This window comes from Kribbella catacumbae DSM 19601, from assembly GCF_000372465.1.
Taxonomy (GTDB): domain Bacteria; phylum Actinomycetota; class Actinomycetes; order Propionibacteriales; family Kribbellaceae; genus Kribbella; species Kribbella catacumbae.
Map to the genome: position 1 here is coordinate 81,247 of NZ_AQUZ01000024.1, position 18,413 is coordinate 99,659.

The window sequence follows — 18,413 nt, forward strand, 5'->3', positions numbered from 1 at the left end:
TGGGGTTGGTGATGCCGGAGCGGATTGTTTGGCCGCGGCTTGTTTTGGCTGTGTTGGCGGGTGTGCTGGCTTCTGGGGCTGCTGTTGGGCTGCTTGCGACCTCTGCGTGGTTGATTACGACAGCGGCTGCGCAGCCTCCGGTGTTGACGTTGCTGGTGGCGATTGTGGCGGTGCGGGCGTTCGGGGTCGGGCGTGGGTTCTTCCGGTACGTCGAGCGGCTGGCCGCGCACGACGCGGCGTACCGGGTGTTGGGGGAGACGCGGTCGCGGATCACTGGGCGGTTGGAGGAGTTGGCGCCGGCCGGGCTGGGGTCCGTGCGGAGCGGGGACCTGCTGGCGCGTCTACTGCTCGACGTGGATGCAGTACTTGACCTGTGGCTGCGGGTGATTCTTCCCGTGTTGGTGGCGAGCGTGACAGCCCTCGCGACGGTCGCCTTGCTAGTGGTATTGCTGCCTGCGGCCGGAGCTGCGGTGGCGGTCGCAGTAGCACTCGCCTGCACGGTGGTGCCGTGGCTGACGGCCCACAGCGCCCGGTGTGCTGAGCGGGCGATCGCAGGCCACCGGGGAGAGGTCGCAGCGGGTGCGACGGAGACACTCCTGACTGCTGCCGACGTGGTGGCCTTCAACGCGACGGACGCAGTACTGGCTTCCTTCAGTGCAGCGGATGCGCGGCTGGCGGCTGCTGAGCGACGATCGGCATGGAGCGCAGGACTGGGCAACGCGTTGCTAGTGCTCTGCGTCGGCGGAGCCAGCGTGGCCGGACTAGTACTAGGCAGCAGCGCCGACATCTCCGGCCCTGTGTTCGCCGTGCTCGTCCTCACCCCGCTGGCACTCGCAGACGCGCTCGGTGGCATCCCAGCCACGGCCCAGGTCGCCATGCGGGTGAAGTCCTCGCTGACAAGAGTGCAGGACCTGCTAAGCGCACCAACCCCGGTAGCGGAGCCCGCCAAACCTCACAAGCTGCCGGTCGGCCGTGACCTCGTGATCAGCCACTTGAGCGCGGGCTACGACGGCCGTGACGTACTACGGGACGTCGGGCTAACTGTGGCAGCCGGGAGCCGAGTAGTGGTGACTGGGCCGAGTGGCTCAGGGAAGAGCACGCTGGCATCCGTGCTACTGCGTTTCCTGGAGCCGAGCGCCGGTGAAGTCGCATTGGGCGGTGTCAGCCTCACCGACCTCTCGGGTGACGACGTGCGCTCAGCGATCGGGCTGCTGACGCAGGAGAGCCACGTGTTCGACACGAGCATCCGGGAGAACCTGCTGCTCGCCAAACCCGGTACCAGCGACCTGCAGCTCTGGCGGGCCCTGTACCGCGCCCGGCTGGGAGACTTCGTGCTCAGCCTGCCGAACGGGCTCGGCACCATGGTGGGCGAGCACGGGGCGAGACTGTCCGGCGGTGAGCGGCAGCGGCTCGCGTTCGCCCGCTTGCTGCTCGCGGACCACGACGTACTGGTGCTGGACGAGCCCACCGAGCACCTGGACGAGGAGACCGGCCGGGCGCTCCTTGCAGACCTGTTCGCCGCGGCAGGCAGCCGCACCGTCGTACTGCTGACCCACCGTCCGGAACTGGCTCCTCACACAACGCAACCGGCCCTCGTCCTGCCGTGAGTGCTGCCGGACGCGGTCCGGGCGTCTGCGAAGATGGGTGATCGTGTCGACCCCTCAGCTTGTCACCATGCTCACCGACCAGGCCCTGATCGCGATCATCGCGGTGATTGCCGTCGTACTGGTCGCCGGTACGGCCGGTCTGGTTGTCTCCAGGCGCCGTAGGGCGGAGCTGCCCGCTACCCAACCGGCCCCGGAGCTGACCGAGCCCAAGGTCGGCGACGACGCCGAGGAGCCGCGGGACACGCCGACCCGGACGCTCGAGGACACCGAGCTGCCCGAGCCCGCCACCGGCACGGTGACGGTGGAGAAGCCCGAGTCCGCGCAGGGTCGACTGGTCCGGCTCCGGGCCCGGCTGGCGCGCTCCCAGGGCTCGCTGGGCAAGGGACTGCTCGCGCTGCTGTCGCGGGACAAGCTGGACGACGAGGCGTGGGAGGACATCGAGACCACGCTGATCACGGCCGACGTGGGCGTCGCGCCGACGCAGGAACTGGTCGAGAAGCTGCGCACTCGGGTCCGGATCGAAGGAGTCACCGGCGACCAGGCGCGGACCATCCTGCGAGAGGAACTGATCGCGCTGGTCGACCCCACGCTGGACCGCTCGCTGAAGGTCGAGCGCACGGACGGCCAGCCCGCAGTAGTCCTGGTCGTGGGCGTCAACGGCACCGGCAAGACCACCACGGTCGGCAAGCTGGCCCGGGTACTGGTCGCCGAGGACAAGCAGGTCCTGCTCGGCGCTGCCGACACGTTCCGGGCCGCGGCGGCCGACCAGTTGCAGACGTGGGGTGAGCGGGTCGGCGTGAAGACCGTCCGCGGGCCCGAGGGTGGCGACCCGGCCAGCATCGCGTTCGACGCGGTCAAGCAGGGCATCGCCGAGCAGGCCGACGTCGTCCTGGTCGACACGGCCGGCCGGCTGCACACCAAGACCGGCCTGATGGACGAGCTCGGCAAGGTCAAGCGGGTGATCGAGAAGACCGCTGAGGTGGACGAGGTACTGCTCGTCATCGACGCCACAACCGGCCAGAACGGCCTCACCCAGGCGCGCGTTTTCGCCGAGGTGATCAACGTGACCGGCCTGGTGCTGACCAAGCTGGACGGTACGGCGAAGGGCGGCATCGTGATCGCCGTCCAGCGCGAGCTCGGCGTGCCGGTGAAGCTGGTCGGCCTCGGCGAAGGCGCCGACGACCTGGCCCCCTTCGACGCCGAGCAGTTCGTCGACGCCCTGCTCGACTAGGAAACTAGACCCGCTTGGCCAGGTGGAGCTTGGTCGCGATCTCGAGCGTGACGGGGTCGGGCAGGACGTCTCGCAGCTTGTCGAGGAGCTCGTCGCGGTCCTCGTCCTCGAGCATCCGGTACGCCGACACGGTGCTCAGGTTGGCGAGGTAGTCGTCCATCGGCAGGGTGCGCTCCCATCGGTAGAGCTCCCACCGGAACTCCGCGAACTCAGGCCGCGCTGCCAGCTCCGGATCGGGCTGAAGCTGGTCGGACTCAGGCCAATCGCTCCATACCTGCAGCTCATACTCGTTCAGAACCTCGGCGACCCCTGCCCGTACTGCGGCGTCCGGCAGGCGCTCCATGTTCCAGAACAAGGCCAGCGAGCCGCCCGGGCGCAGGGCAGCCGCAGTACGGGTCCAGCGTGTCTCCGGGGCGGTCCAGTGGAACGCCTGGGCGCTGTAGACGAGGTCGACCGGCTCCTCCGGCTCGTACGACTCCAGTGAAGCTATGGCGATGTTCACCGCGAGTCCGGCCACGCGCTGCCGCAGTACGAGCGCCATGGCTGGGTCCGGCTCGAGCGCCGTGATCTGTACGCCGCTGGAGGCGACTGCGAAGGTCGCCTTGCCTGTTCCGGCGCCGACATCCAGAGCCGTTGTCGGCGACGAGTAGCTGAGCATGTCCTCGATCAGCGCGGGCGGATAGCCCGGCCGGACCCGGTCGTACTCCTCAGCAACCTCACCGAACACGAGCGCGCGTACTTTGTCCCCAGCCATGGCATGAGCTTATCCGGACGTGTCGGCCCACTATCTGAAAGGATCCGTCCGTGGCGAAGGTGGAGGGGACCAGGCTCGAGGATCTGCTGCGCGAGTTGACGCCACAGGTGCTCGGCGCGGTGGTACGGCGTACCGGAGACTTCACGGCGGCCGAGGATGCCGTGCAGGAGGCCCTGATCGCCGCGGCGAAGACGTGGCCGCGTGACGGGGTGCCGGACAACCCGCGGGGCTGGCTGATCCAGGCCGCGTTGCGCCGGTTCATCGACGAGGTCCGCCAGGAACAGGCGCGGCGGCGGCGTGAGGAGTTGGCGGCGCATCGCGAGGTGCCGGCCGAGGAGGTCGAGGAGCACGACGACACGCTGCGGTTGCTGTTCTTGTGCTGCCACCCGGCGCTCACCGCGGCCTCGGCGATCGCCTTGACGCTGCGGGCGGTCGGCGGGCTGACGACGGCCGAGATCGCCACGGCGTACTTGGTGCCTGAGGCAACGATGGCGCAGCGGATCAGCCGGGCCAAGCAGAAGCTCAAGGGACTGCCGTTCGAGTTGTCACAGGACGAGGAGCGCTTGGCGCAGGTGCTGCACGTGCTCTATCTGTTGTTCAATGAGGGCTATGCGAGCAGCACGGGCGCTGAGCTTCAGCGTGCCGACTTGTCCGCCGAGGCGATCCGGCTGACCCGGATGGTGCACCGGTTGCTGCCCGAGAACGGCCAGGTCACCGGGCTGCTGGCGTTGATGCTGCTCAACGACGCGCGGCGGCTGGCGCGGACCGGCTCAGCGGGTGAGTTGATTCCGCTGGCGGAGCAGGACCGGTCGTTGTGGAACAAGGAGTTCATCGACGAAGGGGTCGCGCTCGCGGTGGATGCCTTCAAGCGACCGCCGCTGGGGGAGTACCAGTTGCAGGCCGCGATCGCCGCGCTGCACGACGAGGCGGCCCGGCCGGAGGACACCGACTGGCCGCAGATCGTCGGGCTCTACGGACTGCTGGAGGGGCTGTCGGGCAATCCGATGGTGACGCTGAACCGTGCGATCGCCCAGGCGATGCTCGACGGGCCGCAGGCGGGGTTGGAGCTGCTGCGACCGCTGGACGAGAAGCTTGCGGGGCACTACCGGCTGGACGCGGTACGGGGGCATCTTTACGAGATGCTCGGAGAGTTCGAGACCGCCGCGAAGCATTTCAGCGCGGCGGCCCGGCGTACCACCAGCCTGCCGGAGCAGAACTATCTGACCACCAAGGCGGCCGAGGTCAGTGATGCTGAGCGAAGGCGGCGTTGATCTCGTCCCGCCCCTCACCTGTTGCCAAGAGCAACCTTAGGAGCACACGCGCCTTGTAGGGGTCGAGGAAGCCGCCGGCGATGAGTCCGCGAGCGAGAAGGTCGGACTCGGAGCCAGGCGAGCGGTAGGTGTTGCGGAGGACGGATCCGCTGCCGGTCCGCGAGGTCAGCACGACCGGGATGCGCTCGGCCAGCTCCCCTAGTACTGGCGCCAGCACCGCGGGCACGTGCCCCACGCCGTACCCGGCCACGATCAGCCCTTGATGAGTGTCGGCCAGCCCTGCCAGCAGTACTCCGTCGTCGTCGAGCGTGACGGTGTAGAGCGCGACCCGCGCCGCTTCGAGGTCAGAAGGCTCAGCCCGACCCGGTACGCCGTCCTGCCGGCTGGGGCGGGCCAGTATCCGGACCTGGCCCTCCACGAGTTGGCCGATCGGTCCGGCGTTCGGGGACGCGAATGTCGCAGTACTGGTGCTGTGCGTCTTGCGGACCCAGCGGGCTGCGTGGATCTGGTCGTTGAAGACGACGACTGCGCCGAGGTCGCGGGCGGCGGGGGAGCAGGCGACGCGGGCAGCGGCGAGCAGGTTCGCCGGGCCATCGGGGCCGGCCAGGGTCGGGTTGCGCATCGCGCCGGTGAGGACGAACGGCTGCGAGTGCGGCCAGACCTGGTCGACCAGGAAGGCCGTCTCCTCCAAGGTGTCCGTGCCCTGGGTGACGACGATGCCGGTCGCACCGTTGCTGATCGCCTTCGAAGCGGCGTCCACGACGTCGAGCATCTTGGCCAGCGTGAGATTCGCGCTCGGCATCGCCTCCACGTCCTGGATCTCCAGGGGCACCGGCAGGTCAGCCAGGCCCGGTACTGCGGCGGTCAGGTCGGCGCCGGTCAGCCGGGCTCCGCCGGTCACCGAGATAGTGCCGCCGAGGGTGAACAACGCAACGCTCACGGACAAAGTCCTCTCCTGGAGTGACGACCGCGGGGAAGAGTACTACTTCGAGCGGGCGCGGACGTGCATCCGCTCGCCCTGGGGGCCGAACAGGCAGAGCATCTCCGCGGGGCCCGGTCCGGGGTTGCCGAACCAGTGCGGGATGTGGGTGTCGAACTCCGCCACCTCGCTCTCGGCCAGGATGAAATCCTGGTCGCCGAGCACCAGCCGGATCCGGCCGGACAGCACGTAGACCCAGTCATAGCCCTCGTGCACCTTCTGCTGCACCTCGCCGCCCGGCCAGCCCGCCGGCACGATCTGCTTGAACGCCTGGACGCCGCCCGGCCGCCGGGTGAGCGGGATCATCGTCGAGCCACCGCGTTTGAACGGCTTGGCGTGCACGCGGGGGTCGCCGGTCGGTGGTGCGTCGACCAGTTCGTCGAGCTGGACCTGATGGGCGCGGGCCAGCGGCAGCAGCAGTTCCAGCGTCGGCCGGCGCTGGCCGGACTCGAGCCGCGACAGCGTGCTGACCGAGATGCCGGTCGCCTCCGAGAGCTGGGTGAGGGTGGTGTCGCGTTCCAGGCGGAGCGCTCGCAGGCGCGGGCCGACTGCTTCGATGACGTCGTCGAGATCAGGTTCCATCTTGCCATTCTGGCAAAGATATTTGTCATTTTCGAGAAGGCACCTCATGGTTTCAGAGAAGGCGCCAGCTGGTCGGACCAGGATCGACAACGAAGGAGTTCGATGATGAAGCGGTACGACGTGGTGGTGATCGGCGGGGGAGCTGCCGGGCTGAGTGGTGCGCTGGCGCTGGTCCGGGCGCGCAGGTCGGTGCTGGTGGTCGACAACGGCACGCCGCGCAACGCCCCGGCGGAGCACGTGCACAACTACCTGACCCGGGATGGCGTCCCGCCGTCCGAGCTCTACGCCATCGGGCGGGCCGAGGTCAGCGGGTACGGCGGGGACGTGGTGATCGACACCGTCACCAGGGTGCGGCCAGGCGGATCGGAGTACGGGTTCGTGGTGGAGCTGGCTGGGCGTGAGGCGGTGGAGGCTCGGCGGTTGCTGGTGACGACTGGGGTTGTCGACCAGTTGCCCGCAGTACCGGGGGTGGCTGAGCGGTTCGGGCGGGACGTGCTGCACTGCCCGTACTGCCACGGGTGGGAGGTGCGCGACCAGGCGATCGGCGTACTGGCTACTGGTGCGATGGCTGGGCATCAGACGCTGCTGTTCCGCCAGTGGAGCGATGACGTGACGCTGTTCCTCAATGACACGTTGGAGCCGACGGAGGAGGAGTGGGAGCAGTTCGCTGCTCGCGGGATCTCTGTGGTGCAAGGAAAGGTCGAGTCGGTGGAGGTGGCTGACGACAAGCTCACTGGCGTTCGCCTGGAGGGTGGCAGGGTCATCCCGCGACAGGCGCTGGTCGTCCAGACGCAGCTTGAGGCTCGCGCGGACTTCCTGACCGACCTGGGCCTCAAGGCGGTGGTCCGCGAGGCACGTGGAGTCGTAGTGGGCACGGCGATCGACTCAGATGCCACTGGAGCCACGGAGGTCCCGGGCGTCTGGGTGGCAGGCAACGTCACGGACCCGATGGTCCAGGTGATCACCTCAGCCGCCGCAGGTCTCGCGGCAGGCGCCGCCATCAACGCGGATCTGGTCGCTGACGACACCCGCCGGGCAGTAGAGACCTACCGTGCCGGCGTCACGGTGTCTGGAGCCGTCTAGCTCGATGGGCGGCCGCTTTGACGCGGCTCTGGCATTGAGGTGAGCAGAACCGCCGGGCGCTGTTGCGGGAGGCGTCGACGAACACCCGGTCGCAGGCCGGCGCGGAGCAGACGCCTAGCCGGCCTGCCAGGTCACTGCCGAGGGCCATGGCCAGCCCTGCCGCGCAGCCGGCGGCCCAGCCGTTCGCCAGGGTGTCGTCGGCGCCGTGGAAGTGAAGGTTCCAGCCCGGCGAGCCGGTTCGGTCGAGCTGCGGCCGTGCGTTGGTGTCGAGCAGTAAGGCGTTGACCTCCACCGCAGCTCGGTCCATGTCCCCGCTGTGCGCCGCCTCGAAGACGACTCGCATCCGGTTCGCCACCGCGGCCAGGTACTTCGCATCGCCGGTGCTCACCTCCGGCCTCGGGCGGCCGTCGTCGCCGAGCGCGTCCGCAGTCGCTATGGCGAGCTCGTCGCCCTTGGGGCCTTCGAAGGCCGAGCCGCCGGACTGTCCGGGGGTCAGCCGGTTGACCAGTGCCATGGCGGCGGTCAGCACGGTGAGGATGTGACTATCGAAGTTCACTTGACCGGTCACTCCGGACTTCGTAGGGTGCACTGTCGTGACCAACCATACCGAGTTAGCTAGTCACCGCAGGTTGCCTGCGGCCGTGTGGGTGCTGGTGGTTGCCCGGGGAGTGAATCGGCTGGGCGCTTTCACGCTGCCGTTTCTCGCGGTGGTGCTCACGGTCGAGCTGGGGGCGAGTGTCGCCGAGGCGGGGCTGGTGTTGACGGTGTTCGGCGCCGCGACGTTGCCGTCCCGGGTGTTCGGCGGGCTGCTTGCTGATCGGCTGGGGCGGCGGTTGACCATCGTGCTCGGGCTGGTCGGGTGTGCAGTGGGGCAGTTGTGGATCGCGGCTTCGGGGAGCTTGTGGTCCGCAGTACCGGCTGTGGTGGTGCTGGGGTTGACGTTCGAGATCTATGAGCCGCCCAGCCAGGCGATCATCGCGGACGTGACAGAGCCCGCCGACAGGCCGGCGGCGTACGGGTTGCTGGGTGCGGTGATGGCGGTGGCGGCGGTTGTCGCCGGGCTGTTTGCTGCGTGGCTCGGGCAGTGGGACCTGCGCTGGCTGTTCGTCGCTGACGCCATCACCTGCGTGGCCTGTGCTGTCCTGGTTGCCATCGCGCTGCCGGGTGGAGTTAAGGCGGCACCGGCTGCAGCAGCGGTCTGGAGGGATCGGCGGCTGCTGTGGGTGCTCGGGTCCGGCACTGTCTTTGCAGTACTCGCCATGGTGATCGTGTTCGGGCTTCCACTCACTCTGCTTGACCGTGGTGTGTCCGCGTCGGGCGTCGGCCTCATCCTGGCCGTCTCGGCGATCGCACAAGTCGCAGTACAGCCCGTACTGCGAACCCGTCGGCTGCAGGCGCTCGATGACTTCCAGGCCATGACACTGGGGTACGTGTTGCTAGGCGCCGGCCTGATCGCCAACGGCTTCTCCCAGAGCTTGCCGGCGTTCCTGGCCGCTGCTGTCGTCTGGAGCCTCGGGGATCTGGTGCTGATTGGCAGAGCGCTTTCGGTGGTCGCCGAGCTCGCTCCAGAGCATGCACGCGGTCGCTACCTCGCTACGTACGGGCTCAGCTGGGGAGTAGCCACCGCTGTCGCGCCACTGGTCGGTACGCAGGTCTACGCGGCGGTCGGCCCGCTAGGTCTCTGGGGTGGATGCGGTGTGCTCGCATTGGTCCTGGCTGTCTTCCAGCCAACACTGCGGCGACTCGTACGGTCAGGGGCATGCCCTTTTGGGTAGTTGAGAGGTTGAATGGCTCCACGCACGGCAAGGCATGTCTGGGAGGGGTGGATGCGCGACACTGTCGACCCAGAGTTCGCCGCGTACGTCGATGCGCGGCAGGGTAGGTGGCTCCGGACGGCGTACCTCGTGTACGGCGATCTGGAGCGGGCTGGGGAGCAACTCCTGCATGCCTTCACGCGGTTGTCGTTGCGGTGGGGCAAGGTCGACGACCCGGACGCCTACGTGCTCGGGATCCTCTACCAGGCGGCGTTGTCGCGCTGGTCGCGGGCCAAGGTCTTCGAGGGCGAGGAGGATCCGGTCAAGACCGCATTGGCCGCTCTCAGCCCGCAGCAGCGCGCAGTACTGGTGCTCTTGCACTTCGAGGAGCTCACGGAGTTCGAGACCGCCGACGCACTGGGGATGTCCCACTCGGCCGTGCACACGAACGGGATGACCGCCCTCAGCCGGTTTCGCCTGGAGCTCGGTACCAAGGACTGGCGCGACGTCACCAGGGGAGACTCGCGATGAGACGGCAGGAGGTCCCTGTCCTGCTGAACCAGGCGTCCGACCGGCTGCCCGAGCCCGACCTCGCCGACGCCGCCTGGGAGGGCGGCCTCGCGTACCGCCGCAGGCAGCGGCGCAGTGTCATCGCCGGGCTGATCGCCATGCTGCTGGGAGTGGTGATCGGTGTTCTCGTGATGACGCTCGGCGGTGGCAAGAACGCGTTCACGCCGCCCGACACCACGCCGAGCCTGCCCGGCTCGATTCCGCCGGCCGGTCAGATCTCGGGGATCAACTACTGGAACGCGCCGCCCGCGGGCAGTGAGCGCTTCCTCGATCGAGTCTCCACGCCGCTGGGCGACCTGCTGCGGATCCCGGACGACGCCGGGGATCTCAAGGACAACCCGATGGATCGCGTCGCCGCCGTGATCCTGAGCTCGCAAGAGGGCAACTACGTGCCGCTCTTCCTCAGCTCCGACTCGCACTGGGCGCAGGCCGCGACCGAGCTCCGGCCGATCGCGACCGGCCAGCCGCTCAGCTCCGGAGCGATCGCGCCGAACGGGAAGCTCGTCGCGTTCCCGCAGCCCGGTGGGGTGTTCGTGATCGACGTGAGTACGGCGGACGTCCGGTCGATCCGGTTGCCGTCGCAGGACCTCCGCAGCGTCTCCTGGCTGGAGAACAGCACCCGGTTGATCATCAGCGGGCCAGGTTCGGCGTACCGGATCGATGTCGATCTGGAGAGCGCTCAGCAGCCGGTCGTCGGTGCTGTTGCCGTGAGCAACGATGCTGAGGACGCGACAGCGCCGTACCGGCTGGACGGTACGGCGGGGCAGGTGGCGCTGCGCCAGTACGCCGGGGGCAACGGCTGGGTCGAGGTGAGCAACCCGCGGTTGCCGGTGAGCCGCTGGGTGGGACAAACGTTTGCTGGCAGCAACTTGGTTGCGAGGGTCTTCGTCGCGAACCCGCTGCCGCAGGTGCCGACCGTCGCGTCGCGAGCCCAGGTGGTCGCGGCGATCTCGGCGCTCGAGCCGCTGGAGGACCGGCTGCTGGTGCTGGGCGAGACCCCGGCGGCGACGCCGACTCCCGGCCGGACCTCACCGGACCGGATCCGCGAACCGGGCTGCTGTTCCCTGCTCGGCTGGTACGACAGCCAGACCGCCTTGTTCCAGGTCACCGACTGGCTGCTGGCCTGGAACCTGCAGTCGGGCCAGGTCCGCCGCGTCACCGAGCTCGAGGTCGACGGCGTCGCCATCGGGCCCGGCATCCGCGGCTGACTACGGCGTGACGCTCTTCATGGTCATCGCGACCAGACGATCGGCATCTTCGACAGCCGGCATCTCCTCACCCGTCAGGGCACGGAGGATCAGTACGCCGGCCAGCCACTGGACCATCAGCACCGGATCCGCGTCGGGCCGGATCGGCTCACCGCGCTTGCGGGCCCGCTCCAGCGCCGCCTCGGTCATGGCGATCCGGCGCTGCAGGAAGTTCCGGTAGAACACGGTGAACTGCTCGTCCCGATTGATCTCGGTCACGGCGAGCCTGATCAGCGCGACACCTTCCTTGGTGTTCACGAAGGCCAGGGCGTCGCGGTAGACTTGGCGCAGGTCACCCGCGATCGACCCGGTGTCGGCATCCGGGATCTCGATGTCGAACATCTCGGCCATCGCGTCGCCGGCCAGCAGTTCCTTGCTCGCCCACCGCCGGTAGATCGTTGCCTTGCCGACGCCGGCCGCCTCGGCCACGTCGTCGACGGTCATCCCGTCGAATCCGCGCTCCAGCAGCAGCTGGACGGCGTACCGGCGGATCCTCGGCTCTGCGTCCGGGTCCCGTGGCCTGCCGCGGCGCGGCTTCTCCCCGCTGTTGTGCCCCATCTCAGTTTCCCCAGCTCGGACGGTCGCAGTGGCGCGGCTGCGGCCCGTGTGGTCTAGCCAGAGTGTCACAACTGGGCGATGTCACGCCGATGTCACTTAACGAGGTGCTTTGTCACATGCCTGAAACATGAGGACCGATCGGTTGAAACGGCGCGCCGACACCGTTTGCGGAGTGGGCGTGCGTGGGTTCCCCGGCGTTGCGGAACTGTCCCGACTGAGGACGCACGGCCCACCCCCCGATCGATCGAAGGGATGACGTTGATGGAGATCAACGCCGGCGATACCGCCTGGGTCTTGGTCAGTGCCGCCCTGGTGTTCTTGATGACACCGGGCCTGGCTTTCTTCTACGGCGGCATGGTGCGCGTCAAGAGCGTGCTGAACATGATGATGATGAGCGCCATCACCATCGCGGTCGTCACCATCTTGTGGGTGGTGGTCGGCTACTCGCTGACGTTCGGTGGTGACACCGGGCATGTGATCGGCGACTTCTCGGTAGCCGGGCTGAAGGGCCTGATCGCTCCCGAGGCGGTCACCGGGACCATCCCGACGCTCGCCTTCGTCGCCTTCCAGCTGATGTTCGCGATCATCACCCCGGCGCTGATCTCGGGTGCGATCGCCGACCGGGCCACCTTCCGCGGCTGGATCGCCTTCGTCGCGGGCTGGACGTGCCTGGTGTACTTCCCGGTCGCGCACTCCGTCTGGTTCCTGGACGACGGAGCCGGCGGCTGGATCGGCGACAAGCTGAAGGCGATCGACTTCGCCGGTGGTACCGCGGTACACGTGAACGCCGGTGCGGCAGCACTAGCCCTGGCGTTCGTGCTCGGGCGCCGCGTGGGCTGGCGGAAGGACCCGATGCGGCCGCACAGCCTGCCGCTGGTCGTCCTCGGCGCCGGGCTGCTGTGGTTCGGCTGGTTCGGCTTCAACGCGGGTTCGGCGCTGAGCGCCGGCACCACCGCCGCGGTCGTCTTCGTGAACACCCAGGTTGCCACCGCCGCTGCCGTGGTCGGCTGGCTGATCGTGGAGCGGATCCGGCACGGCAAGGCCACCACGCTGGGTATGGCCTCCGGCGCGGTCGCCGGTCTGGTCGCGATCACCCCGGCCTGTGGTGCGCTCACCCCGGTCGGCTCGCTCATCCTCGGTGTCGTGGCCGGTGGAATCTGCGCCTTCGCGGTCTCGCTGAAGTACAAGCTCGGCTTCGACGACTCCCTCGACGTGGTCGGCGTGCACCTGGTCGGCGGTCTGGTCGGCTCGCTGGCGATCGGCTTCCTCGGCACCGCGGCGGCTCCGTCCGCTGTGGACGGGCTGTTCTACGGTGGCGGTGCGAGCCAGCTCGGCAAGCAGGCGCTGGCCAACCTGGTGGTTGCTGTCTACTCGTTCGTGGTCGCCTTCATCCTCGGCAAGGTGATCGACAAGACGATCGGCTTCCGCCTCAGCGAGGACGACGAGGTTGCCGGTGTCGACCAGGCCGAGCACGCGGAGACGGCGTACGACTTCCTGGCCGCGGGCTCGGGCCTGCGGGGTCACAGTGCGATCGCCCGTCCGGCGGCCGCCGCAGAGGTTGAGACCGACACCGAGAAGGAAGGTGCGAAGGTATGAAGGTGATCACCGCGGTGGTCAAGCCGCACAAGCTGGAAGACGTCCGGGCCGCGCTGGAGACGTTCGGGGTGACCGGCATGACGGTCACCGAGGCGAGCGGCTACGGCCGGCAGAAGGGCCACACCGAGGTCTACCGCGGCGCGGAGTACGAGGTGGACCTGGTCCCGAAGGTCCGGCTCGAGGTAGTCGTCGAGGACGGCGACAGCGCCGACGTGGTGGACGTGATCGTGAAGGCTGCGCAGACCGGCAAGATCGGTGACGGCAAGGTCTGGGTCACCCCGGTCGAGACGATCGTGCGAGTCCGTACTGGCGAGCTGGACGGAGACGCCCTCTAGATGGTGGATCGAGCAGCACAGCGGCGCGCTCGTGCCGAAGAGGCCGACGCGCTGCTGTATCTGCTCCTCTCGAAAGCCTGCGACGCCCTCGGTGTTCCCACCGAGGGCGTCGCGCTGGTCGCCGTCGGCGGCTACGGCCGGGAGGAGCTCTCGCCGTACAGCGATCTCGACGTGATGCTCCTGCACACCGAGGGGTACCCGCAGATCGACGAATTGGCCGCCCAGATCTGGTACCCGCTGTGGGACTCGCGGACCAAGCTCGACCACAGCGTCCGCACGGTTGCTGAGGCGTCGGCAGCTGCGGCGGACGACGTACGGGTTGCCTTGGGGCTACTGGACGCTCGGCATGTGGCAGGCGACTCACACCTCACACTGCAGTTGCGGTCGGTGCTGATGGCCGACTGGCGCCGTACTGCGAAGACACGGCTGCCCGCGCTGGCCGAGGCGTGCCGGGACCGGGCCAACACGGTCGGGGAGCTCGCGCACTTGGCAGAGCCGGACCTCAAGGAGGCGTACGGCGGACTGCGGGATGCTGTTGTACTGCGGGCCTTGGTGGCCTCGTGGTTGATCGACGTACCGCACCCGGTGGTCGAGCGGGCGCGGTTGGACCTGCTGAACATCAGGGATGAGCTGCACTCCGTCGCCGGCCGTGCAACCGACCGAGTGATCGCAGACGTGGCCGCAGAGGTCGCTGCCGGACTTGGCCTGCCGGACCGCGATGCCTTGCTGCGACACATCTATTCGACCGGCAGGACGTTGGCGCACGTGTGTGACGTGTCGTGGCGGCGGATCGAGAGCCTGACGGCCCGGCCGCCTCGCTCGCGACGCCGTAACCGCACTGGTGGGCCACTGCTGCTGGCACTGGACGAGGGCGTTGGGCAGCACGAGGGTGAAGTAGTCCTGATGCCGGATGCCCGTCCGGAGCGGGATGCTTCGCTGGGGCTGCGTGCGGCGGCTGTAGCCGCGGACAGGGATCTGGTGTTGTCTCCGGCCGTCTGTGCTCGGCTGGCGAACTCTGCTGCTCTGCTGCCGGAGCCCTGGCCTGCTGAGGCTCGACGGTTGCTCTGCGCGCTGCTCGGAGCTGGCTCGGGTCTCCTGGAAGTCTGGGAGGCGCTGGACCAGGCCGGGTACATCGCGCGGATCCTCCCGGAGTGGGACCTGGTCCGCTTCCGCCCGCCGCAGTCGGCAGTGCATCGCTACACGGTCGACCGGCATCTGCTGGAGACCTGTGTCGAGGCGTCGACGATGGTCCGCGACGTACGGCGTCCAGACCTGTTGCTGGTTGCCGCTTTGATCCATGACCTCGGCAAGGGTGTTGAGGGCGACCACAGTGTCACCGGGGCTGGCATAGCGACTGGCATTGCTCGCCGGTTGGGTTTTGCCGAGCCCGACGTCGACACGATCGCGCTGCTCGTCCGGCAGCACCTGGTGCTGGCGCAGATTGCCACCAGGCGCGACCTGGATGACCCGATGACCGTTGACCTCGTCGCGGGCATCGTGCGCGATACCGAGACGCTGGACCTGCTGGAAGCTCTCACGTACGCCGATGCGCGCGCTGCAGGCCCTGCGGCTGCTTCGCCGTGGCGCATCCGCCTGGTGGGTGAGCTCGCCCGGCGCGTCCGTGGCGAGTTGTCCGGGGGAGGGGCCGGGCTGTGGACCGAGGCTCCGCCGATCCCGGTGCCGGAGTTGCACCAGGTGGTCGGTGTCGGGCGGCTTGGCGTGACGGTGTCGGAGCACCGGGGTGATGTACGCGTCAATGTGGCCGTGCCTGACCAGGTCGGAACGCTGTCGACGGTGGCCGGAGTACTGGCGGTGGAGCGGCTCGCAGTACGGGCTGCTGTTGTTACCTCGGTTGATGGGCTGGGGATCTCGCAGTGGTCGGTTGCTGGCTCGCCTCCGGACCCGGTGAGGTTGCGGGATCGGCTAGCGGTCGCATTGCGCGACGACAGTGATCTCGTACGCCGGTTGGCCGCGCGGGACCAGTCGGCTTCGCGGGGGAAGAGTGCTGCCAGCCGGGTCGACTTGTTGCCTGGGGCATCCGAGACGGCCACGGTGCTTCAGGTGCGGGCCCATGACCGGCCGGGACTGCTCTATGACGTCGCTGCCGCGATTGCCGCGACAGGGGCGGATGTGAGGTCGGCACACGTGAGCACGCTCGGTGCGGAGTGTGTGGACGTCTTCTACCTGACTGACCGCAACGGGTCGCCTCTGGAAGAGGAAGACGCGCGGACGACCGCCAAGTCAATACTGGATCGCCTGACCTTCTAGTGTCGTTCGGGTGGATCTAGTACAGACATTCCAGCGGCAGGCAGGGGCTTGCGAAGACCTGGGCTCACCTATGTACGCCGACCTGTTGCGGCGGCTTGTGGACGACTACGAGCTGGGTGGTGCGTCCACAACCGTGTTGGCCGGCTTCGAGTCGTACCCGGCCGATGCGCTGATCGGGCTGCGGCTACTGGGATCCGTACACCGGCTGGTGTTGTCAGGGCGCGCGCCTGAGCTGGCGGCGTTCTACCCGAGCGTCGGTGGCGAGTGGGACGCAGTACTCGGCTGGGAGGCGTTCGAGCAGGTACTGGCCGCGCGTGGACCCGAGCTGCGGAGCCTGCTGACCCAGGCACCTCAGACGAATGAGGTCGGCCGCTCTATCGCCCTGTACGGCGGGCTGCTGCGGCTTGCCGAGTCTGTGCCGCTGCCGGTGCGTCTGTTCGAGATCGGTGCGAGTGGTGGGCTCAACCTGCGTGCTGACCAGTACCGCTACAACCTGGCCGACGGGACCGGCTACGGACCCGCTGACAGCCCGGTGGTGCTGGAAGGGGCTTGGTCTGGTCGCGAGCTCACACCGGCCGCCTTGCGGATCGCCGAGCGGGTCGGCAGCGACATCGCTCCCGTGAACCCTCTGAGCGAGGAGGGGGCGCTCACGCTGACGTCGTACGTGTGGCCGGACATGACAGCGCGGCTGAAGCGTCTCCGCGGAGCACTGGAGGTCGTGCGGAAGGTGCCGGCCGACGTACGGCGTGAGGACGCGCTGTCCTTCCTGCGCAACGTGGAACTGGCCGAGGGGCATGTGACTGTCGTCTGGCACTCGGTGATGTGGCAGTACCTCTCACCGGAGGAGCAGGCAGCCGGGGATGAGCTGATCGCCGCTCTGGGGGCCGGGGCGACTCCGACGGCTCCACTGGCGCGCCTGTGTCTGGAGCCGATGCGCCGTACGCCGGAGGCCGAGCCGGAGTTCCTCATCGCGCTGCAGGTCTGGCCTGGGGGAGTGAGGCGCATCCTCGGCCGCGCGGACCCGCACGGGCTGCCGGCGTACTGGGAATGAGACCGGACTTCCCTTCTGACTTAGGTAACCCTTAGTCTGGGCTTCGAAGTTAGGCAACCCTAACTTCAGCCATCTAGAGAGGATCTCCGCCCAGATGACAAAGCTTCGCCGGATCGTCCTGACCGTCGCCGCCGCTACCGCGCTGGCCGTCGGCCTGGTCACCCCTGCCTCTGCCGCACCGGGCAGCGCGAGCAACCTCGGCAAGACCCTGAATGCTTCCAACGCGACCGGCCTGGCTGCCGCCGGCGAGACGATCACCGTGACCGGCAGCGGCTACGACCCGGCCAAGGGGTACTACGTGGCGCTGTGCGCCGTGCCCTCCGACTACAGCTACGGCACCAAGCCCAGCCCGTGCGCCGGGGGAGACGGCCAGGGTGGTACGACGGTCGGCCCGTCGGCCTGGGTGACCAACAGTCCGCTCGGCGGCAGCGCGGCGTACCCGATCGCCGCCAACGGCACCTTCACCGCGCAGATCCGCATCGCTGAGGTGAACTCCGGCCTTGACTGCAGCAACCCGGACATCACCTGCGCGATCGTCAGCCGCCGCGACCACTTCGCCGCCAGCGACCGTACTGGCGACGTCTACATCCCGGTCTCGTTCAGCTGATCGTCTAGGCCTCGGGCACCCTCGTCGGGGTGTCCGAGGTCAGTACTGCGACCAGCGTGTCCGTGAGTTCGGCGGCATAGCGGCCGTCGGGGTCGAGGTCCGGGTCGAAGATGCCGATGTTGAAGCCGACGCACCCGGGTGAGGCGAGAAGCGGCTTCAGGAGTTCGCGAAGGTGCTCGTGCTGCAGGCCGCCCGGGTCCGGGCTGTCCACGGCCGGCATCACCTCGGCATCGAGGATGTCCACGTCGAGGTGCACCCAGAACCCATCCAGTTCGTCCCGCTCCAGATGCTTCAGTACTCCGGCCGCCGCGGCCTCAGGACCGTCGATGACAGCGAGCGCCGACCAGTCGGGGATGCCGGCCTCGCGAAGGGTGTCGAGGTAGGCCTCGTCCTCGCGATAACCGAGCATCACGGCATCGGTATCGCGAACGTAGGGCTTGAGGCCTCCCAGATCGGTGAGGTCGTCCTGCCCGCGACCAGTCACCAGCGCCAACGCCTCACCACCGGCAGCACCGACGTACTCGTCGTTGTCGACAGTGCGCATGTCCGAGTGCCCGTCGAGATACACCACCCCGTACCGCCCACGCCGCCTCAGCGCGAGCGCCGGCCCGAGCAGATTGCTGCACTCCCCACCCAGCAACACCACGAACTGGCCGTCATCAAGCAACTTGCCAACCCGATCGGCCAACTGAACGGTGTACGCCGCCATCGCCTCGGCGTTGAACACCCCATCCCCAGGCTCCCAATCCCCCCGGTCATACCGAGGCGGCGTCACGCACCCCGCATCACCGGCCCCGATGCGCCCCACAAACCCTTGATCCCTTAGGGCCCCAGCCAACTTGTAACACCCCGGCACGGTCCCCGGCGCCGGCGGCCGCAACCCCAAATTGGACGGCCCATCCACCACAACCCTGCTCTTC

The 18,413-nt window shown here is 68.4% G+C and carries 18 protein-coding genes; 12 read left to right on the forward strand and 6 right to left on the reverse strand.

Annotation, left to right across the window (positions count from 1 at the left end):
• Positions 1-11 precede the first annotated feature (11 nt).
• The gene (gene cydC / locus A3ES_RS0124020) at positions 12-1,607 is read left to right on the forward strand and encodes a thiol reductant ABC exporter subunit CydC (protein ID WP_063745995.1); all 1,596 of its coding nucleotides are present in this window, start codon (positions 12-14) and stop codon (positions 1,605-1,607) included.
• Between the two features lie 67 nt (positions 1,608-1,674).
• Positions 1,675-2,838, forward strand: coding sequence for a signal recognition particle-docking protein FtsY (ftsY, locus tag A3ES_RS0124025; protein WP_026163150.1), 1,164 nt, complete (start codon positions 1,675-1,677; stop codon positions 2,836-2,838).
• A 4-nt stretch (positions 2,839-2,842) separates the two neighbouring features.
• Here the strand turns inward: ftsY and A3ES_RS0124030 are convergent, their stop codons facing one another.
• Positions 2,843-3,592 carry a class I SAM-dependent methyltransferase gene (locus tag A3ES_RS0124030; protein WP_020389396.1) on the reverse strand — a complete coding sequence of 250 codons (750 nt, stop codon included), beginning with the start codon at positions 3,590-3,592 and terminating at the stop codon, positions 2,843-2,845.
• A gap of 50 nt (positions 3,593-3,642) precedes the next feature.
• On the opposite strand from A3ES_RS0124030, the gene A3ES_RS0124035 reads away from it, so the two are divergent.
• On the forward strand, positions 3,643-4,863 hold the full coding sequence (locus A3ES_RS0124035) for an RNA polymerase sigma factor (protein ID WP_020389397.1): 1,221 nt from the start codon (positions 3,643-3,645) through the stop codon (positions 4,861-4,863).
• On the opposite strand, the gene A3ES_RS0124040 is transcribed toward A3ES_RS0124035, so the two are convergent.
• Positions 4,835-5,803, reverse strand: a complete 969-nt coding sequence (locus A3ES_RS0124040; RefSeq protein WP_020389398.1) for an asparaginase — start codon at positions 5,801-5,803, stop codon at positions 4,835-4,837. The two genes, A3ES_RS0124035 and A3ES_RS0124040, sit on opposite strands and share 29 nt — an antisense overlap.
• 42 nt (positions 5,804-5,845) lie before the next feature.
• Positions 5,846-6,424: a helix-turn-helix domain-containing protein gene (locus A3ES_RS0124045; RefSeq protein WP_020389399.1), complete on the reverse strand. Its 579-nt coding sequence runs from the start codon at positions 6,422-6,424 to the stop codon at positions 5,846-5,848.
• 105 nt (positions 6,425-6,529) lie between these two features.
• Between A3ES_RS0124045 and A3ES_RS48200 the strand changes: the two genes are divergently transcribed.
• Positions 6,530-7,507, forward strand: a complete 978-nt coding sequence (locus tag A3ES_RS48200) for an NAD(P)/FAD-dependent oxidoreductase (RefSeq protein WP_237745039.1) — start codon at positions 6,530-6,532, stop codon at positions 7,505-7,507.
• Here the strand turns inward: A3ES_RS48200 and A3ES_RS0124055 are convergent.
• Positions 7,485-8,075 carry a CGNR zinc finger domain-containing protein gene (locus A3ES_RS0124055; RefSeq protein WP_020389401.1) on the reverse strand — a complete coding sequence of 197 codons (591 nt, stop codon included), beginning with the start codon at positions 8,073-8,075 and terminating at the stop codon, positions 7,485-7,487. The genes A3ES_RS48200 and A3ES_RS0124055 overlap by 23 nt on opposite strands.
• A gap of 25 nt (positions 8,076-8,100) precedes the next feature.
• Between A3ES_RS0124055 and A3ES_RS48205 the strand changes: the two genes are divergently transcribed.
• Genes A3ES_RS48205 through A3ES_RS0124070 form a run of 3 tightly spaced genes read left to right on the forward strand, consistent with a single transcriptional unit; the run spans position 8,101 to position 11,039 of the window.
• Positions 8,101-9,282: an MFS transporter gene (locus A3ES_RS48205; RefSeq protein WP_157630716.1), complete on the forward strand. Its 1,182-nt coding sequence runs from the start codon at positions 8,101-8,103 to the stop codon at positions 9,280-9,282.
• Between the two features lie 51 nt (positions 9,283-9,333).
• Positions 9,334-9,792 carry a sigma factor-like helix-turn-helix DNA-binding protein gene (locus A3ES_RS0124065; RefSeq protein WP_020389403.1) on the forward strand — a complete coding sequence of 153 codons (459 nt, stop codon included), beginning with the start codon at positions 9,334-9,336 and terminating at the stop codon, positions 9,790-9,792.
• Positions 9,789-11,039, forward strand: coding sequence for a hypothetical protein (locus A3ES_RS0124070; RefSeq protein WP_020389404.1), 1,251 nt, complete (start codon positions 9,789-9,791; stop codon positions 11,037-11,039). Before A3ES_RS0124065 ends, A3ES_RS0124070 begins: the two co-directional genes overlap by 4 nt.
• On the opposite strand, the gene A3ES_RS0124075 is transcribed toward A3ES_RS0124070, so the two are convergent.
• Positions 11,040-11,636 carry a TetR/AcrR family transcriptional regulator gene (locus tag A3ES_RS0124075; RefSeq protein ID WP_020389405.1) on the reverse strand — a complete coding sequence of 199 codons (597 nt, stop codon included), beginning with the start codon at positions 11,634-11,636 and terminating at the stop codon, positions 11,040-11,042.
• A 252-nt stretch (positions 11,637-11,888) separates the two neighbouring features.
• On the opposite strand from A3ES_RS0124075, the gene A3ES_RS48210 reads away from it, so the two are divergent.
• The 5 genes from A3ES_RS48210 (at position 11,889) to A3ES_RS0124100 (ending at position 17,493) form a co-directional block, all read left to right on the forward strand.
• Positions 11,889-13,232, forward strand: coding sequence for an ammonium transporter (locus tag A3ES_RS48210; protein ID WP_020389406.1), 1,344 nt, complete (start codon positions 11,889-11,891; stop codon positions 13,230-13,232).
• Entirely contained in the window at positions 13,229-13,567 is a 339-nt protein-coding gene (locus A3ES_RS0124085; RefSeq protein WP_020389407.1) for a P-II family nitrogen regulator, read from the forward strand. Before A3ES_RS48210 ends, A3ES_RS0124085 begins: the two co-directional genes overlap by 4 nt.
• Positions 13,568-15,835 (forward strand): [protein-PII] uridylyltransferase, encoded by a 2,268-nt coding sequence (locus A3ES_RS0124090; protein ID WP_020389408.1) that lies wholly within the window; start codon positions 13,568-13,570, stop codon positions 15,833-15,835. It abuts the gene before it with no gap.
• 10 nt (positions 15,836-15,845) lie between these two features.
• Positions 15,846-16,886, forward strand: coding sequence for a DUF2332 domain-containing protein (locus tag A3ES_RS0124095; RefSeq protein ID WP_026163151.1), 1,041 nt, complete (start codon positions 15,846-15,848; stop codon positions 16,884-16,886).
• A gap of 94 nt (positions 16,887-16,980) precedes the next feature.
• Entirely contained in the window at positions 16,981-17,493 is a 513-nt protein-coding gene (locus tag A3ES_RS0124100) for a hypothetical protein (RefSeq protein WP_020389410.1), read from the forward strand.
• Between the two features lie 4 nt (positions 17,494-17,497).
• Here the strand turns inward: A3ES_RS0124100 and A3ES_RS0124105 are convergent, their stop codons facing one another.
• Complete coding sequence (locus A3ES_RS0124105) at positions 17,498-18,220, reverse strand: arginase family protein (protein WP_020389411.1); 723 nt, start codon at positions 18,218-18,220, stop codon at positions 17,498-17,500.
• Positions 18,221-18,413 lie beyond the last annotated feature (193 nt).

Coding starts and splice junctions, on each gene's coding strand:
- cydC (WP_063745995.1), top strand. CDS start 12: ATGCCGGAGCGGATTGTTTGGCCGCGGCTTGTTTTGGCTGTGTTGGCG.
- ftsY (WP_026163150.1), top strand. CDS start 1,675: ATGCTCACCGACCAGGCCCTGATCGCGATCATCGCGGTGATTGCCGTC.
- A3ES_RS0124030 (WP_020389396.1), bottom strand. CDS start 3,592: ATGGCTGGGGACAAAGTACGCGCGCTCGTGTTCGGTGAGGTTGCTGAG.
- A3ES_RS0124045 (WP_020389399.1), bottom strand. CDS start 6,424: ATGGAACCTGATCTCGACGACGTCATCGAAGCAGTCGGCCCGCGCCTG.
- A3ES_RS48200 (WP_237745039.1), top strand. CDS start 6,530: ATGAAGCGGTACGACGTGGTGGTGATCGGCGGGGGAGCTGCCGGGCTG.
- A3ES_RS0124065 (WP_020389403.1), top strand. CDS start 9,334: ATGCGCGACACTGTCGACCCAGAGTTCGCCGCGTACGTCGATGCGCGG.
- A3ES_RS0124070 (WP_020389404.1), top strand. CDS start 9,789: ATGAGACGGCAGGAGGTCCCTGTCCTGCTGAACCAGGCGTCCGACCGG.
- A3ES_RS0124075 (WP_020389405.1), bottom strand. CDS start 11,636: ATGGGGCACAACAGCGGGGAGAAGCCGCGCCGCGGCAGGCCACGGGAC.
- A3ES_RS48210 (WP_020389406.1), top strand. CDS start 11,889: ATGACGTTGATGGAGATCAACGCCGGCGATACCGCCTGGGTCTTGGTC.
- A3ES_RS0124085 (WP_020389407.1), top strand. CDS start 13,229: ATGAAGGTGATCACCGCGGTGGTCAAGCCGCACAAGCTGGAAGACGTC.
- A3ES_RS0124090 (WP_020389408.1), top strand. CDS start 13,568: ATGGTGGATCGAGCAGCACAGCGGCGCGCTCGTGCCGAAGAGGCCGAC.
- A3ES_RS0124100 (WP_020389410.1), top strand. CDS start 16,981: ATGACAAAGCTTCGCCGGATCGTCCTGACCGTCGCCGCCGCTACCGCG.